Annotated in this window: 16 protein-coding genes; 5 read left to right on the top strand and 11 right to left on the bottom strand. The window is 65.7% G+C overall.

The window, feature by feature from the left end; translation table 11 throughout:
• The first annotated feature begins 25 nt into the window (after positions 1–25).
• Positions 26–433, top strand: coding sequence for a GlcG/HbpS family heme-binding protein (locus AC07PA_RS14405; RefSeq protein ID WP_007856170.1), 408 nt, complete (start codon positions 26–28; stop codon positions 431–433).
• A gap of 80 nt (positions 434–513) precedes the next feature.
• On the opposite strand, the gene AC07PA_RS14400 is transcribed toward AC07PA_RS14405, so the two are convergent.
• From AC07PA_RS14400 to AC07PA_RS14355, 10 genes are all read right to left on the bottom strand, one after another.
• The gene (locus AC07PA_RS14400; protein ID WP_494608275.1) at positions 514–1,719 is read right to left on the bottom strand and encodes a fatty acid desaturase family protein; all 1,206 of its coding nucleotides are present in this window, start codon (positions 1,717–1,719) and stop codon (positions 514–516) included.
• A 411-nt stretch (positions 1,720–2,130) separates the two neighbouring features.
• A complete protein-coding gene (gene hemP / locus AC07PA_RS14395; protein WP_494608274.1) occupies positions 2,131–2,355 on the bottom strand; it encodes a hemin uptake protein HemP in 225 nt (74 codons plus the stop codon).
• Positions 2,356–2,560: 205 nt separating this feature from the next.
• Complete coding sequence (locus tag AC07PA_RS14390; RefSeq protein WP_007856167.1) at positions 2,561–2,968, bottom strand: ExbD/TolR family protein; 408 nt, start codon at positions 2,966–2,968, stop codon at positions 2,561–2,563.
• A 3-nt stretch (positions 2,969–2,971) separates the two neighbouring features.
• Positions 2,972–3,691, bottom strand: a complete 720-nt coding sequence (locus AC07PA_RS14385) for a MotA/TolQ/ExbB proton channel family protein (RefSeq protein ID WP_007856166.1) — start codon at positions 3,689–3,691, stop codon at positions 2,972–2,974.
• Positions 3,692–3,706: 15 nt separating this feature from the next.
• A complete protein-coding gene (locus tag AC07PA_RS14380; RefSeq protein WP_494608273.1) occupies positions 3,707–4,402 on the bottom strand; it encodes an energy transducer TonB in 696 nt (231 codons plus the stop codon).
• Between the two features lie 101 nt (positions 4,403–4,503).
• Positions 4,504–4,776: a (2Fe-2S)-binding protein gene (locus AC07PA_RS14375; RefSeq protein WP_494608272.1), complete on the bottom strand. Its 273-nt coding sequence runs from the start codon at positions 4,774–4,776 to the stop codon at positions 4,504–4,506.
• A gap of 121 nt (positions 4,777–4,897) precedes the next feature.
• Entirely contained in the window at positions 4,898–6,019 is a 1,122-nt protein-coding gene (locus AC07PA_RS14370; protein ID WP_494608271.1) for an alpha-hydroxy acid oxidase, read from the bottom strand.
• Positions 6,020–6,126: 107 nt separating this feature from the next.
• Complete coding sequence (locus AC07PA_RS14365; protein ID WP_494608270.1) at positions 6,127–6,819, bottom strand: Fe2+-dependent dioxygenase; 693 nt, start codon at positions 6,817–6,819, stop codon at positions 6,127–6,129.
• Between the two features lie 53 nt (positions 6,820–6,872).
• Positions 6,873–9,107 (bottom strand): TonB-dependent receptor, encoded by a 2,235-nt coding sequence (locus tag AC07PA_RS14360; protein WP_494608269.1) that lies wholly within the window; start codon positions 9,105–9,107, stop codon positions 6,873–6,875.
• A gap of 312 nt (positions 9,108–9,419) precedes the next feature.
• On the bottom strand, positions 9,420–9,752 hold the full coding sequence (locus tag AC07PA_RS14355; RefSeq protein WP_007856154.1) for an SWIB/MDM2 domain-containing protein: 333 nt from the start codon (positions 9,750–9,752) through the stop codon (positions 9,420–9,422).
• A 324-nt stretch (positions 9,753–10,076) separates the two neighbouring features.
• On the opposite strand from AC07PA_RS14355, the gene rraA reads away from it, so the two are divergent.
• Positions 10,077–10,589 (top strand): ribonuclease E activity regulator RraA, encoded by a 513-nt coding sequence (rraA, locus tag AC07PA_RS14350; protein ID WP_145698876.1) that lies wholly within the window; start codon positions 10,077–10,079, stop codon positions 10,587–10,589.
• On the opposite strand, the gene AC07PA_RS14345 is transcribed toward rraA, so the two are convergent.
• Positions 10,581–11,534, bottom strand: coding sequence for a DMT family transporter (locus AC07PA_RS14345; RefSeq protein ID WP_494608268.1), 954 nt, complete (start codon positions 11,532–11,534; stop codon positions 10,581–10,583). The two genes, rraA and AC07PA_RS14345, sit on opposite strands and share 9 nt — an antisense overlap.
• A 179-nt stretch (positions 11,535–11,713) precedes the next feature.
• On the opposite strand from AC07PA_RS14345, the gene AC07PA_RS14340 reads away from it, so the two are divergent.
• The 3 genes from AC07PA_RS14340 (at position 11,714) to aceA (ending at position 14,771) form a co-directional block, all read left to right on the top strand.
• The gene (locus AC07PA_RS14340) at positions 11,714–12,691 is read left to right on the top strand and encodes a zinc-binding dehydrogenase (protein ID WP_494608267.1); all 978 of its coding nucleotides are present in this window, start codon (positions 11,714–11,716) and stop codon (positions 12,689–12,691) included.
• Positions 12,692–12,718: 27 nt separating this feature from the next.
• The gene (locus AC07PA_RS14335) at positions 12,719–13,141 is read left to right on the top strand and encodes a gamma-glutamylcyclotransferase family protein (protein WP_494608266.1); all 423 of its coding nucleotides are present in this window, start codon (positions 12,719–12,721) and stop codon (positions 13,139–13,141) included.
• 310 nt (positions 13,142–13,451) lie between these two features.
• The gene (aceA, locus tag AC07PA_RS14330; protein ID WP_494608265.1) at positions 13,452–14,771 is read left to right on the top strand and encodes an isocitrate lyase; all 1,320 of its coding nucleotides are present in this window, start codon (positions 13,452–13,454) and stop codon (positions 14,769–14,771) included.
• Positions 14,772–15,064 lie beyond the last annotated feature (293 nt).

Genomic DNA, 15,064 nt, shown 5'->3' with positions numbered 1-15,064 from the left:
GCCTCCTCCAACCCGCACCGCACCCATGAAGACCAAGCACGAACTCGAACTGGCCGACGTCAAGGCCATTGCCGCCGCCGCCGAAGCCGAAGCCCTGAAGAACCACTGGGCCGTGACCATCGCCATCGTGGACGATGGCGGCCACCTGCTGTGGCTGCAGCGCCTGGACGGCGCCGCCGCAGTGTCCTCGCACATCGCTCCGTCCAAGGCCCGCACGGCCGCACTGGGCCGCCGCGACAGTAAGGTCTATGAGGACATCGTGAACGGTGGGCGCACCGCCTTCCTGAGCGCCCCCACCATCGACGGCCTGCTTGAAGGCGGCGTGGCCATCCTCAAGGACGGCCAGTGCCTGGGCGCCGTGGGCGTGAGCGGCGTGAAGTCCACCGAAGACGCGCAGGTCGCGCGCGCCGGCATCGCCGCCATCGGCCTGTGAGCCGCGGCATGTCTTTTGGCATGCACCACCCATGAAAAAAACCGGCCTTGGCCGGTTTTTTCGTTGGGGGATGCCAAGTGTCAGGCGGTGGCGTCTGCCATGGGGTGGGGCAGGGCGTTGCCGTTGCTGCTGGGCGCTGCACAGGGGCCGGGCATGGGGGCCTGGATGGGCGCTGCGGGCCGGCGCACGGGGTTGCGCAGGGCGACCAGGCCCTTTTGCTCCAGGTCGATGCGCGGTGCGCTGGGCTGGCCCTTGAAGTCGAGCCACTGGTGGTTCTCGTAGTCGTAGAGCTTGCAGGTGCGCATGGTGCGCAGCAGGGTGCGCACCGAGGCCTTCTCGATCACCAGCTTGTGGCCCACCAGCTCGTTCATGCGCTTTTGCGCGGCCAGCAGGTGGTAGGACGGGATGCCGGCATGCGCGTGGTGCGCCGCGTGGTTGTAGACGTTGTTGACCACCTTGGAGATCCAGTCGGGCAGCACCCAGACCACCGAGCAGACCTCGGGGCTGTGGCGGTTGCTGCGCAGGTCGTCGCTCTTGAACCAGGGGATGTTGGGGTGGGTGTGCATGATGTACAGCGAGGTGCTGCTCAGGAACATCAGCGTGAACAGCGGCAGCACCCAGCCCAGCAGCACGGCCTGCAGGGCCGTGACGGGGGCGAAGGCGGGCGACCACAGCAGGAAGGCCACATAGCTGCCGTGGTAGGCCAGCAGCAGGGCGGAGTACTTGCGCGACTCGGGCACCTGGTCCTTGGGCGTGCGCACGTTGGGGTAGACGCGGGTCGGGAACCAGTGGATCGCAAAGTACAGCCACAGGCCGATGCCCAGGGGCGCGCGGTAGATGTGCTCCAGCACCTTCCTGTGCCAGGGCAGCGCGTCGTAGCCGGCCTTGGAGTAGGGCGTGTAGTAGTCGAAGTGGTCGCCGTTGGTGTAGGGGTGGTGCACCTTGTTGTGGTCGTGCGACCACATGCGGTAGTTGTGCGTGGCGGGCACGCCGGCCACGAGCGCCAGCACCCAGTTCAGGCGCTTGGAACGGGCCAGGGTGCCGTGGGCGGCATCGTGCGCCAGGGTATAGAACGAGGACAGGCGCACGCCCGCCATCAGCGCGGCCACGACCTTGATCCATGTCGGCCCGGCCAGCAGCACGGTGGCGATGAAGGCCCAGTACAGCACGTGGTCGCGCAGCACCAGGGTCACGCCCTTGCGGTCGCTGGGATTGGCAAAAGCCGACAGTTCCTGCAGCAACTGGGCTTTGGAAATCTCGGGCCGGGCGGTGGTGGGCTGGGTCATGGGCGGGCAGTGCACAGGGTGGCGGATGGCCCCTTCGCGTGACGCCGCAGGCGTGTGGCTGGCTGCCAGATGGAGTTTGGCTGGCGGTGCCCGCAAAAGGGAGAAACGTCAAGAAGTGTTTCACACCCGACCCGTGTCCCGTTGCGGAACAGCAGGGTGAAAACCGCCCATTTCGGGCGTTTGCCGGGGCTGCGCGCTGGCGGCCATGCACCAAGGAAAACGGCCCCGTCGGGGGCCTTTGGGTGGGGAGAGCGCCGGGGTGGCGGTCGGCTCTGGCCCGAGGAGGCTGGCGTGGAAAAAAAGGCCTGGCTACGCGGGTCAATCAAGCCCGTTGGCTGGCAAAAACGACCCTTGCGGACTGGAAGCCCGGGAGTCGCCCCACGATGAAACCTGTTGAATGGAGAGATGTCCTTACTTGGTGAGGATCAACTTGCCGAGCTTGGTGGCCTGCAGGCGGTACACCGAGCCGTTGTGGCTGATGGCCACGGCCTTCTGGCCCTGCAGCAGATCATTGCTGTCCACGGCGACCTTTGCGTCCACCGAGGTGGCGCTGCGCAATGCGGCGGCCTGCTGCGGCTGCAGGGTGTCTGCAGGGGCGGGGCGCAGGAGCGTGGCGGCAGTCAGGGTGGCTTGCATGAAGGAGTTCCTGGTACGTTGATTTGTACGGTTTGCTAATGATAGTGATTCGCAATTACTGGTCAAGTGATTTCTTCACGAACCGGCAAGAATCTTTGGCGAAAGTGGGGGATCACGGTGCGGACACCGCAGGCACCAAGCAAAACAGGCCCGAAGGCCTGTCGTTGCATGGCGGCCGCCCGCGCCTTGCGGCGCGGCAGGCGCATCACTGCGGGTCGGTCACGAAGCCGATCTTGCGCACGCCGGCGCGCTGGGCGCTGGCCATGGCCTGGGCAACGCGTTCGTAGCGCACTTCCTTGTCGCCGCGGATGTGCAGGTCCGGCTGGGGCTGTTTGGCCGCTTCGGCCTGCAGGCGCGGGAAGAGCTCCTCGTCCGTCACCTGGGACTCGTTCCAGTAGTACTTGCCGTCGGCCGCCACGGACAGGCGCACGGTTTCAGGCTTGACGTCCTCGGGCTGGTTGGTGGCGCGGGGCAGGTCCACGTTCACCGAGTGCTTCATGACGGGCACGGTGATGATGAAGATGATGAGCAGCACCAGCATGACGTCCACCAGTGGCGTCATGTTGATCTCGTTCATCACGTCATCGGCTTCGTCTTGCGTTCCGAAGGCCATGGCTTAGCTGCCTTTCTTGAGCGGCAGCACCTTGGCCTGTTCGCCGCCGGCAGACACGCGGGCGCCGGTGACGAAGTAGGCGTGCAGGTCGTGGGCAAAGCTGTTGAGGCCGCCCAGGATGGACTTGTTGCCGCGCACCAGGGCGTTGTAGCCGAGCACGGCGGGGATGGCCACGGCCAGGCCCAGGGCGGTCATGATCAGCGCTTCGCCGATGGGGCCGGCCACCTTGTCGATGGTCGACTGGCCCGAGGTGCCGATGGCCAGCAGCGCGTGGTAGATGCCCCAGACGGTACCGAACAGGCCGATGAAGGGGGCGGTGGAGCCGACCGAGGCCAGGATGGCCAGGCCCGACTGCAGGCGCGAGGTGAACTCGTCGATGCAGTTGCGCAGGCAGCGCGTGACCCAGTCGCTCACGTCCAGGCTGTCGTGCAGGTGCGCCTTGGTGTTGCGGTGGTGGGCCGTGGCTTCGCGGCCTTCCAGGGCCAGATGGCGGAAGGGGTTGGTGTTGTCGCTGCCCAGCTTGGACAGGCCGGCGGCAAAGTCCTCGCTGTGCCAGAAGTCCTGGGCGGCACGGGTGTGCTTCTTGAACTTCACGATGTCCAGGGCCTTGATGATGATGACGATCCACGAGGCCAGGGACATGGCCAGCAGGATGACGGCCACTGCGCGGGTGACAAAGTCACCCTGGATCCATACGTTGGCGATGCCGAATTGCGATTCCATGAAAACTCCTGATGATTATTCGAGAACAAAATTGACGGGTACCAGGTTCCACATGGTCTCTGGCACGCCATTGCGCTTTCCGGGCGTGAAACGCCAGCGCATGACGGCTTCCTGGGCCTGGCGGTCCAGGCGCTCGAAGCCGCTGGACTTGTTGATTTCCACCTTCTGCGGCGAGCCGTCGGTGCCGATGAGCACGCGCAGGATCACCTTGCCCTGCTCGCCCATGCGCTTGCTGATGGCGGGGTAGCTGGGCTTGGGGTTGTTCAGGTAGGCGGCATCGCTCGATGGCAGTTCGATCTTGGGCGGGGCCGGGGGGGCGGGTGGGGCCGGTGGCGGCGCTTCCATGGCCACAGGGGCGGCGATGGGCGGCGCGGGGGGCTGGGGCGTGGTCACCCCCGTGGGGGCATTGGGGGCCGGCGTCGGGTCGGCAATGGCCACGGGCATGGGGGCCGGGCGCGGCGCCTTCACCTGGGGCGCTGGCCGCGGTGGCGGTGGTGCCGGCGGCTTGGGCGGCGGTGGCTCGATCTTGGGCGCGGGCGGCGCAATGAACTCGCTGAGTAGCTCTGCCGGCACGATGACTTCCGCCGCGCGGCGCAGCAGGCCCGACTGCAGTGCCCAGATCCCCGCCACATGCAACAGCACGACGGAGCCTACGATCACGGTATTGCGACTGACGCCCGCGGGAGGGGCAAAACGATCAGGGTGAGACATAAGTGTGATGGCAGCTGCCGCCGCTTGCACGGCAAGCGGCACAGGCCTGTGAGACCTTGATTATTTGCGGAAGATCCACCAGGCCGAGCCTGCGACGAGGATCAGGCTGCCGGCGAGTGTAGAGAGGAGTTCCATGCCTTGCTTTCCATGATGGAGCTGGCAAGCTGGATCGTCTGGGGCGCTGCCTCGTTGTGCAGGGCGGCGACCGGGCTCGATGCACTGCACTGGGCCACCACGTCGCGGGCGCAGCATTCGCAGCACCCGCATTGGGTGGCCACGCCCAGTTCGAACTGGATCTCATCAAAGCTCATGCCTGCACGGGCGTGGCGGGCGATCTCGCGGTCAGAAATCCGGCGGCAAACACAGACGATCATGGCGGCAGGCAGTGGTGGCTGGCTGGTAGAAGATGGATTATTATAAATGCGAATTTTTCGCATTTGCAACAAACCATTCCTGGCGAGAGGGGAAAACCCGATTGCCGGCCTTGAACAGGTTCTAAAAATCGCCTTCCAGCAAGGCGGGCGAGGCATCTGCCAGCGTGGCGCAGCCGGTGAGCGCCATGGCGATTTCCAGTTCATCGCGCAGCAGGCGCAGCACATGGGCCACGCCGGCGGCACCCGCATTGGCCAGGCCCCAGACCACGGGGCGGCCGACCAGCACGGCCGATGCCCCGAGCGCCATCGCCTTGAGCACATCGGTGCCGCGGCGGATGCCGCCATCCACCAGCACGGGCAGGCGGCCCTCCACCGCCTGCACGATGCGCGGCAGTGCGCTGGCCGTGGCGGGGGCGGTATCGAGCGTGCGGCCGCCATGGTTGGACACCACCAGGCCCGCCACCTGCAGGCCCGCGGCCTGGCGGGCGTCGGCCGGGTGCAGCACGCCCTTGAGCAGCACCGGCAGGCGGGTGATGGACTGCAGCCAGACCACATCGTCCCAGGTAGGGGCCTGGTGCAGCAGGGCATCGAACAGGGCGCTCTGGCCGGGCTGCAGCGCAACGCGCGGGGGCGGGGGTAGCTGCGCCAGGTTCACGGCGACGATGCCGGGGGGCAGCCGAAAGCCCACGCGGCGCTCGCGGTCACGGGCGCCGCTCGACGGGGCGTCCACCGTCAGCACCAGGGCCTCGTAGCCTGCGGCCTCGGCACGCTGCACCAGTTCCTGGGTAAAGCCCCGGTCGTGCTGCAGGTACAGCTGGAACCACAGGGGGCCGCGGCCGGCGTCGTTCTGCACCGCCTGGGCAATGGTTTCCAGCGGCAGCGTGGCCTGGGTGCTCAGTACCAGGCCGGCGCCCAGCGCGGCGGCCGCATAGGCGGTGGCCAGCTCGCCATCGCCATGGGCTAGGCGCTGGAAGGCCACGGGGGCCAGCAGCACGGGGTGGGCCAGCGTGCGGCCCAGCAGCTGCACGCGCGTATGGCCGCTGGCGAGGGGGCGCAGCACGCGTGGCCACAGGCGCAGGGCATCCCAGGCGCTGCGGTTGCTCCGGAGGGTGATCTCATCGGCGGCGCCACCCGCAAAATAGGCCCACGCGTTGTCGTCCAGGTGCTGCCTGGCTTGCTGCTCGTGATCCGCCAGGCTCACGAGGCCCGGGGGCAGCTGTTGGTGTGTTGGAACGTGGGTCATGGAAAGGCCGGTGCAGCTGGCGTCAGGTCAGCAGGCGCCTGCTGCCGGGCTTGGCGCAGGGGGTGAGGAATGTCCTGCATGCCGGGGCCTGCAGTTGGCAGGAGGGCTCACACATCGGCCCACATGCGCAGCAGATTGTGATACGTGCCCGACAGCGCGATCACCGAGGGGTCTGTTTCGCCCACGCTCTGCCTCAGTTGCAGCAGAGCCATGTCCATGTCGAACAGCACTTGCCGCTGCTCCAGGCTGCGCACCATGCTTTCCACCCAGAAGAAACTGCTGATGCGATGGCCGCGGGTGACGGGCGAGACCTGGTGCACGGTGCTGCTGGGGTACAGGACCATGTCGCCAGCCGGCAGTTTGATGCGTTTTTCGCCCCAGGCTTCGGTGGCCACGAGTTCGCCACCTTCGTATTCTTCGGGCGGGGTCAGGAACAGCGTGCACGAGAGGTCGCTGCGCACCCAGCAGTTGTCGGCCTTGGAGTGCATGACGGCACTGTCCACATGGTCGCCATAGAAGTTGGCGCCGTCTCCGTAGTTGTTGAACAGGGGGTTGTAGATGCGCCGAGGCAGGGCGGCTGAAAAGAACAAGGCATTGCGGGCGAGCGCCGCTTTGACCAAGCCCTGTAACTGGCCCGACAGCTCGCTGCCCTGCGAAAGCTGCAGGTTGTTCTTCTGGTGCACGGCCTGGCTGCCCGCACTGCGCGCGCCGTCCATCCAGGGGGTTTCGGGCGCCCGGAGTCTTTGCCGGAAGAGCGTGATTTCTTCGGCGGTCAGAACATTCTTGAGGTGCAGGAACATGGTGGCCGATTGTGACTCCGCCCCGGTCAGGGGGGAGTCATTTCGTCACGGCATCAGAAGCGCGTCTTCAGCGTCAACTGCACGGAGCGGGGCACGCCCGGCGTGTAGAAGCCGCGGTACAGGCCGTCCGCATAGGTGCGGTCGAACAGGTTGCTGACGTTCAGCTTCAATGCGGTCTTGTCGTTGAAGGCGTATTCGGCCATGGCATCCACCACGGCAAAGCCACTGGCGTACACGGTGCGCGCACCGTCGGGATTCTGCTTGCCGCGGTAGGTCAGGCCTGCACCCAGGCGCAGCTTGGCGGTGAGGGCATAGGTCGTCCACACGCTGCCGCTGTGCTTGGGCGTGAGGCCGGGGCGGTCGCCCTGCACCTGCGCACCGCTGCCGTTGGCAGCCAGCACCACATTGCTGCGATCGATCTTGGCCGACGGAATCCAGGTGTGGTTGGCGAACAGCTCCCACTTGGGCGTCAGGCGGCCTGCCAGGTTGAACTCCATGCCGGTGGCGTGGCGCTCGCCGGACAGCAGTTCCTGCTGGGCTGCGGTGTCGGGGTCGGTGTTGCGCTCGTTGTACTTCTGGCTGTAGAACGCGGCCACACCCAGCAGTGCGCGGCGCTCGAACAGCTCGAACTTGCTGCCGATCTCGAAGTTGCGGCTCTTCTCCGGTGGCGTGTTGGCCGTGCGGGCCGTGGTGTTGCCGGGGTTGCCGAACTGGTAGGTGTCGCCCGAGGTGTTGTACGAAGTGCCGAACGACGCATAGTACGAGGCCAGCTCGTTGGGCTGGAACAGCAGGCCCACGCGGGGGCTGTACAGGCTGTCGGAGCGGGAGTTGCTCAGTGCGCCAGTCGCGTTGTTGTAGGACGCCTTAAAGTTGTCAAAGCGCAGGCCGGCCACCAGCTTGAGCGTGTCGTTGATCGAAACCGTGTCCTGGAAGTACAGGCCCAGGTTGCGCGAGGCGAACGTGTTCCACTGCAGCGGTGCACGGCCATCGGCCACCCAGGCGCCATCATTGGGGGAGCCCACGGTCGTGTTCGGGCGCGTCGTGGTGTTGGCGTAGTTCTGGTTGCGCTTGGCGTCGTCGTCGTAGTAGTCCACGCCGGCCAGTACCGCGTGCTTGCGGCCACCCCAGTTGAAGGTGTTGTTGTAGTCGCTTTGCACCTGCAGCACTTCGCTTTCGCCCAGGCGGCCCTTGGAGCCGCGGGTCAGCACGGTGTTGCCGTTGATCTGGTCCAGGGTGATGGCGCCGTTCTGGAAACCGATGGTGCTGGCCAGCAGATCGCGCTCGTACTTGCCATAGCGCAGGCGCGTGGTCAGCTCGCCGTTGTCGTCAAAACGGTGGATGTGTCCCAGCGTGACGTACTGCGAAGAGGTGTTGTTGTGGTCGCTGGCCAGGCCATAGTAGTTGCGTGCATCCAGGGGCGTGTTGATCTTGCCGTCGACCACGCGCCAGGGGTGGTTGTACAGCGGGCGGCCCTTGGATTCGAAGTAGTACAGCCCGACCGAAAACTCGTCGCGCGTACCGATGCCCCAGGCGAACGTCGGCGCAATGCCGCGCTTGTCCTGCTTGGCGCCGTAGTTGTCGTACTCCTGCACCATGGCGTTCAAGCGGAAGGCCGCGTTTTCGCCGGTCTTGAAGTTGAAGTCTCCCGTGGCGCGGTGGTATTGGCCGGTGCCGAAGGTGTAGGCGGCCTCGTGCTGGTCGATCAGCAGCGGGTACTTGTTCACCTGGTTGACCACGCCACCGGTCGAGCCCTTGCCGAACAGCATGGAGGCAGAGCCCTTGAGCACTTCGATGCGGTCGTTGTTGAACGTGTCACGCTCGATCAGTGGGGCATCTTTCATGCCGTCCACATAGATGTCGCCGGCCTGGCCCAGCGAGAAGCCGCGCAGGCGCACGTCTTCCTCGCCTGTTTCGCCGGACAGGAAGGTCACACCCGCCGTGGTGCGCAGCACCTCGCGGAAATCGTCCTGGTTGCGGTCGTTCATGAGCTTTTCGGTGAACACCGTCACGGACTGGGGGATGTCCTTGATGTCCTGGTTGCCCTTGCCGACCGTGGTCTTCTTGAGCAGCAGGGTGTCCTTGCCTTGCACTTCGGCAGCTTCCTTGACCGTCACCGTGCCCATGGTGGCTTCGGGCGTGGCGGTCTGGGCCCAGCTGCTCACCGATGCAGCCAGCATGAGGGCGCCCAGTGGCAGCAGGCCCTTGTCGGACGTGAAGGGGGTGGCGGTGGCGATGGGCGCGGCGGCGCGGGCAGCAGGCTGCGCGCGGCGGTGGTGTTTCTTGGCCAAGGGGGCTTCTCCAGCGGAACGGTGGGGACGCGAGGGGGCTCGCGACGGAAAGTGTTCTGAAGCAGTGGCTGGCAAGCGGCGTGCGCAGGCGGTGAACGCCTGGGGTGTGCAGTGGCTGGCAACGGCAGATCGCGTGCGTGGCTGTGCTTCGGGGGCGCCGGAATCTTAATCGTGTTGCGTATTATTCATATTTAACTCGTTACCTTTTTGCAACAGCTTTACCTGGGCTTTACGGCGCAAGGCGCAAAAAAGCCGGCACAGGGCCGGCTTTTCAGGGAGCCCAGGGCGTCGCCCCGGGCGCTGGTGTGCTGCTTACTTGACGTGCTTGCCGATCAGGCCAGCCAGTTCAAACATCGACACCTGGGGCTTGCCAAACAGCTCCTTGAGCTTGGCGTCTGCGTTGATGTTGCGCTTGTTCGCAGCATCCTGCAGGTTGTTGGCCTTGATGTAGACCCACAGCTTGCTGATGATCTCCGTGCGTGGCAGCGGTGCCGAGCCGACCACAGCCGCGAGAGCGGGGCTGGGGGTGAGGGCCTTCATGAACGCAGCGTTGGGCGTGCGCTTCTTGGCAGGAGCCGCCGCCTTGGTGGCGGGCGTCTTGGCTGCGGGTGCTGTTTTTGCCGGAGCCTTTTTTGCAGTTGCCATGTTGGATTTTCCTTGTTGGAAGTAGATTGTCTGACCAGTGAGAGCTAGCCTCTCTGCTGGCAGGCCGATGCTACTGGGAAAAAAACGCGTTTCCAAGGGAGAAAACGCTTTTTTTGCCTCGATTTGTTGCTTGCTTGCCCCAGGGACGGTAAAGCTCACCGTTTTGGTGCTTTCCCTGGGGGAGAAAGTGGGCTGCCGAGGCTATGCGGGTGCGTGGCAGTCGGGCCGGCCGGGGCCGCCGCCGTGCATGACAATGAAAGGCGGTGATTGCCTGTGCAGCACCGGCTTCCTCCTTTTTCTTTTCGCACGAAAGGTTTTTGCTCCATGACAGCCCCATCCTCCCCGGCCTTCAGCACCTGTGATTTCTGCGATGCACACAAGGGCGACGACAGCGGTGCCTTCCGCGTGCTGCCGCCCGTGTTCCAGGACCTGGGGGGCGTGCCGGCCTTCAGCGGGCCGGTGAGCACCGTCAAGTGCTTCGAGGACAACACCCTGGTCAAGGCCGCGGTCGATTCGCCCGGCAACGGCCGGGTGCTGGTGGTCGATGGCGGCGGCTCGCTGCGCAAGGCGCTGGTCGGGGGCAACCTGGCCGCTGCCGCCGCACGCAACGGCTGGGCCGGCGTGGTGGTGGATGGCTGCGTGCGCGACATCGCCGAACTGCGTGCAGCGGCCGTGGGCATCCGCGCCCTGGCCCTGATGCCCCTGCCCACCGAGAAGCGCAATGAGGGCCAGCGCGACGTGGCCGTGCAGATCCAGGGCGTCTGGGTGCGCCCTGGCGACTGGCTCTATGCCGATGCCGATGGCATCGTGGTCAGTGCGACGCCGCTGTCAGCCTGACCGTTTTCCCACTTTCAAGGCCAGGCGCGAGGGCAGGGTGGCCAGCAGCACGCTGGCCAGCGCGATGGCAAAGGCCATGAGCTGCAGGCCGCTGAGCGATTCGCCGAGCACCAGCACGCCCACCAGGGCCGCGCTCACGGGCAGCAGCACGGTGAACACGCCGCCCTGGGCCGCGGGCACCACGCGCAGGCCGGTCATCCACAGCCACACGGTCCAGATGCTGGCGGCCAGGGCGTAGAACACCAGCAGCACCCAGGTGCCCCAGCCCACCGCCGCGAAGTCGAAGCGCCACGCGGCATACAGGCCCAGCGGAGCCGACAGCGTGAAGCCCCACAGGTTGATGATGGAGGTGATGCGCTTGGGCCCCAGCGCGCCGGTGAGCTTCTTGCCGATCACGGAGTAGGCGGCCTCGCACACCACGGCGCCCAGCAGCAGCAACTGGCCCAGCCATGCGAGCTGGGTCTTGCCCGAGGGCGCATCGGCACCTGCCGGGCTGGCATGGCTGGCGCTGGGGCCTGCCATGGCGAACAGGGCAATGCCGACCACGGCGCAGCCCACGGCCACCCAGGTGCGCGGCGCCACCTTCTCGCGCAGGAAGGCCCAGCTCATCACCGCCACGGCCGCCGGCATGCTGGCCATGGTGACGCCGGCGGTGACCGCGTTCGTCAGGCTCACGCCGTAGATCATGCAGGCGGTGAACAAAAAGTTGCCCAGGAAGGACTCGAGGAACAGCAGGCGCCGGGTCTGCGCCGTCATGGGCGGCTCGTCGGCGGGTTTCCTGAGCCAGTGCAGCATGGCCAGGCCGCCGATGCCAAAGCGCATCCAGGCCAGCAGGAACACCGGCAGCACGGCGGCCAGCGGCTTGGACAGGGCGACATAGCTGCCCACCAGCGACATGCTGAGGGCCAGGCAAAGGTAGGCAACGGTGCGGCTGGGGGTGGTCATCGGGCGGTGCAGGGGCGGCGTTCGCTCCCGCGCTCCGATGCAATGCACGGGGATCGCGGGCGGGACAGGGGTGTCGGCAGAGCGACCCCGCGATGATTGCACAGGCGCTAAGCTCCTTTGGGTCCATGGCGCAGATCTGGCGCTTCTCTTTTTTCATCCCTTGTTCCAAGGAGCATCCCATGCGCAGTGTCGTTTTCGAATCCTTTGGCGAACCCTCCGAAGTGCTGGTCCTGGCCGACCGCCCGCAGCCCCAGCCCGCCGCCGGCCAGGTGCGGGTGCGCATGGCGATGTCGCCCATCCACAACCACGACCTGGCCATCATCCGCGGCAAGTACGGCTACAGGCCGCCGCTGCCGGCGGTTCCCGGTACGGAGGCGGTGGGGGTGGTCGACGCGCTCGGCGAGGGCGTCACGCACCTCCAGGTCGGCCAGCGTGTGATGCTGGCCGGTGCCAGCGCCACCTGGGCCGAGTACTTCCTGGCCCAGGGCGCCAAGCTGATCCCGGTGCCCGATGCGCTGTCGGACAGCCTGGCCTGCCAGCTCATCGCGATGCCGCTGTCGGCCGCCATGCTGCTGGAAGACCTGCAGCTGCAGCCCGGCCAGTGGATGGTGCAGAACACCGCCAACGGCGCCGTGGGCAAGACCGTGGCCATGCTGGCACAGGCGCGCGGCGTGAAGGTGGTGAACCTGGTGCGCAGGGATGTCGGCGTGGCCGAGCTCGACGCCCTGGGCATTGCCAACGGTGTCTCGACCGAGCAGGCCGGCTGGGAGGAGCGCGTGCAGGCCATCACCGGGGGGGCGCCCATCGTGCGGGCGGTGGACTCCATCGGTGGCGATGCCGCCAACCAGATCATGAACGTGGTGGCGGCCGGGGCCACGCTGGTGTCCTTCGGTGCCATGTCGGGCCAGCCGCTGGTGCTGAGCGCCAACAACCTGATCTTCAAGCAGGCCACGGTCAAGGGCTTCTGGGGCGCCAAGCGCTCCGAGGCCACGCCACCAGCCGAGATGGCACGCCTGATCGGCGAGCTGATCCGCCTGGCCGCCAGTGGCGAGCTGCGCCTGCCGGTGGAGGCGTCCTTCGACATTGCGGATGCGGCCAAGGCGGCTGCGGCCAGCGATGTGCCGGGCCGCGCCGGAAAAATCACGCTCACCGCCTGACGGGCATTCCCCAAGGATCTGCACGCCATGCCCGATGCATCCCCTTCTTCCGGCCCGCTGCGCTGCGTGTTCGTCTACGGCACCCTGCGCAAGGGGGGCTCCAACGACATCACACGGCTGCAGCCGGCACCGCGCTTCATCGGGTTCTCGCGCATTGCGGGCACGCTGTACCACCTGGGCGCCTACCCCGGGCTGGTGCTGGGTGGTGCCGTGGATGTTGTCGGCGAGGTCTACGCCATGGAGCCGGCGCTGGAGCGACGCCTCGACGCCATCGAGGAAATCTCCGGTGCACCCGACGACGAATACTTCAAGCGCGAAATCGCCCTGGAGGTGGACGGCCGATCGGTGGACTGCCTGGTGTACGAGATCAACCCCAGCCGGGTGCGCTCGGCGGCGCGCATCGATGGCGGCGACTGGATGCGCGACGTGGCGCGTGCACCCAGGGCCTGACGGGGCCAGGCCGGCCTGGCAGTGCGGGTGCACGGGCTCCTGAAATCCCCTGATCAGCAAATTTCACATTGCAAAAATTGCTTTTGGCAATGCGGAATGCAAGAATGCTGCGGTGCGGCAATTTCTCTCAATACGAGAAAATGGTTTTCACATTGAGGAATTTGAAGCATAAAGTCTTGTTTTATAAGGGAAAAATTTATCTCTTATATAAGACATAAGAGCTTGTGCAACTCTTATACAAGACTTAAAGTTCTCTCCATGGGCAGCAGACGCAGCCCGGTGTTTTCAACCAACCTCAGGAGTAGACCCCATGCCCCAATCCTTCAACGAACAACTGAGCCGCGAACAGCAGATTGCCGCCCTGGAAAAAGACTGGGCGACCAACCCCCGCTGGAAGGGCATCAAGCGTGGCTACACCGCTGCCGACGTGGTACGTCTGCGCGGCTCCTTCCAGGTCGAACACACGCTGGCCCGCCGCGGTGCCGAGAAGCTGTGGGACCTGGTGAACAACGAGCCCTACGTGAACTGCCTGGGCGCACTGACCGGTGGCCAGGCCATGCAGCAGGTGAAGGCCGGCATCAAGGCCATCTACCTGTCGGGCTGGCAAGTCGCTGCCGACAACAACGAGTACTCGGCCATGTACCCCGACCAGTCGCTGTACCCCGTGGACTCGGTGCCAAAGGTCGTGGAGCGCATCAACAACTCCTTCACCCGCGCTGACGAGATCCAGTGGTCCAAGGGCATCAACCCCGGCGACAAGGGTTACATCGACTACCACGCTCCCATCGTGGCCGATGCCGAAGCCGGTTTCGGCGGCGTGCTCAACGCCTACGAACTGATGAAGGCCATGATCCGCGCCGGTGCCGGTGGCGTGCACTTCGAAGACCAGCTGGCTTCCGTGAAGAAGTGCGGCCACATGGGCGGCAAGGTGCTGGTGCCCACCACCGAAGCCTGCCAGAAGCTGATCGCCGCCCGCATGGCTGCCGACGTCTACGGCGTGCCCACCCTGGTGATCGCCCGTACCGATGCCGAAGCCGCCGACTTGCTGACCAGCGACTACGACGAGAACGACAAGCCCTTCCTGACCGGTGAGCGCACCGCCGAAGGCTTCTACAAGACCAAGAAGGGCATGGACCAGGCCATCTCGCGCGCCGTGGCCTATGCCGAGTACGCCGACCTGGTGTGGTGCGAAACCGGCACGCCGGACCTGGAGTTCGCCCGCAAGTTCGCCGAAGCCGTGCACGCCAAGCACCCCGGCAAGCTGCTGGCCTACAACTGCTCGCCTTCGTTCAACTGGAAGAAGAACCTGGACGACGCCACCATCGCCAAGTTCCAGCGCGAGCTGGGCTCCATGGGCTACAAGTACCAGTTCATCACGCTGGCTGGCATCCACTCCATGTGGTACAACATGTTCGATCTGGCCCAGGACTACGTGGCCCGCGGCATGTCGGCCTACGTCGAGAAGGTGCAGGAGCCCGAGTTCGCTGCCCGCGACCGCGGCTACAGCTTCGTGTCGCACCAGCAGGAAGTGGGCACGGGTTACTTCGACGAAGTGACCACCGTGATCCAGGGTGGCAAGTCCAGCGTGACCGCGCTGACCGGCTCGACCGAAGAAGAGCAGTTCCACTGATCCGAAATCCCTCGCCAAGGGGGATGAGGAGACTCCAGAAAGCCACCCAGCGGGGTGGCTTTTTGCTTTGGCTTGCCGGGGTGGTCCTGTTGTCGGGGCGCGACTGGGGGGCTGTCAGATGGCTTGCGCCGTGCACCCTTCGGCGAACATGGTTAAAATGGCGGCATCAACTGTTTGATTTCCCACAAGGGCGAGAAAGGCAATCTGGTTATGACACCGCGAACTACAACGGAGTTCTCCACCGGCCACTAGTGGCTGGCCGTTCGCGCCTGCACGAGATTCACCTCTCCCCA

The organism is Acidovorax sp. GW821-FHT09B03 (genome assembly GCF_059418305.1).
Note: the sequence above shows the minus strand (reverse complement) of the source record. Positions and strands in the feature narration are given on the sequence as shown.

Coding starts and splice junctions, on each gene's coding strand:
- hemP (WP_494608274.1), bottom strand. CDS start 2,355: ATGCAAGCCACCCTGACTGCCGCCACGCTCCTGCGCCCCGCCCCTGCA.
- AC07PA_RS14375 (WP_494608272.1), bottom strand. CDS start 4,776: ATGATCGTCTGTGTTTGCCGCCGGATTTCTGACCGCGAGATCGCCCGC.
- AC07PA_RS14340 (WP_494608267.1), top strand. CDS start 11,714: ATGCGCAGTGTCGTTTTCGAATCCTTTGGCGAACCCTCCGAAGTGCTG.
- AC07PA_RS14335 (WP_494608266.1), top strand. CDS start 12,719: ATGCCCGATGCATCCCCTTCTTCCGGCCCGCTGCGCTGCGTGTTCGTC.
- aceA (WP_494608265.1), top strand. CDS start 13,452: ATGCCCCAATCCTTCAACGAACAACTGAGCCGCGAACAGCAGATTGCC.
- AC07PA_RS14355 (WP_007856154.1), bottom strand. CDS start 9,752: ATGGCAACTGCAAAAAAGGCTCCGGCAAAAACAGCACCCGCAGCCAAG.
- AC07PA_RS14370 (WP_494608271.1), bottom strand. CDS start 6,019: ATGACCCACGTTCCAACACACCAACAGCTGCCCCCGGGCCTCGTGAGC.
- AC07PA_RS14390 (WP_007856167.1), bottom strand. CDS start 2,968: ATGGCCTTCGGAACGCAAGACGAAGCCGATGACGTGATGAACGAGATC.
- rraA (WP_145698876.1), top strand. CDS start 10,077: ATGACAGCCCCATCCTCCCCGGCCTTCAGCACCTGTGATTTCTGCGAT.
- AC07PA_RS14345 (WP_494608268.1), bottom strand. CDS start 11,534: ATGACCACCCCCAGCCGCACCGTTGCCTACCTTTGCCTGGCCCTCAGC.
- AC07PA_RS14400 (WP_494608275.1), bottom strand. CDS start 1,719: ATGACCCAGCCCACCACCGCCCGGCCCGAGATTTCCAAAGCCCAGTTG.
- AC07PA_RS14365 (WP_494608270.1), bottom strand. CDS start 6,819: ATGTTCCTGCACCTCAAGAATGTTCTGACCGCCGAAGAAATCACGCTC.
- AC07PA_RS14380 (WP_494608273.1), bottom strand. CDS start 4,402: ATGTCTCACCCTGATCGTTTTGCCCCTCCCGCGGGCGTCAGTCGCAAT.
- AC07PA_RS14385 (WP_007856166.1), bottom strand. CDS start 3,691: ATGGAATCGCAATTCGGCATCGCCAACGTATGGATCCAGGGTGACTTT.
- AC07PA_RS14405 (WP_007856170.1), top strand. CDS start 26: ATGAAGACCAAGCACGAACTCGAACTGGCCGACGTCAAGGCCATTGCC.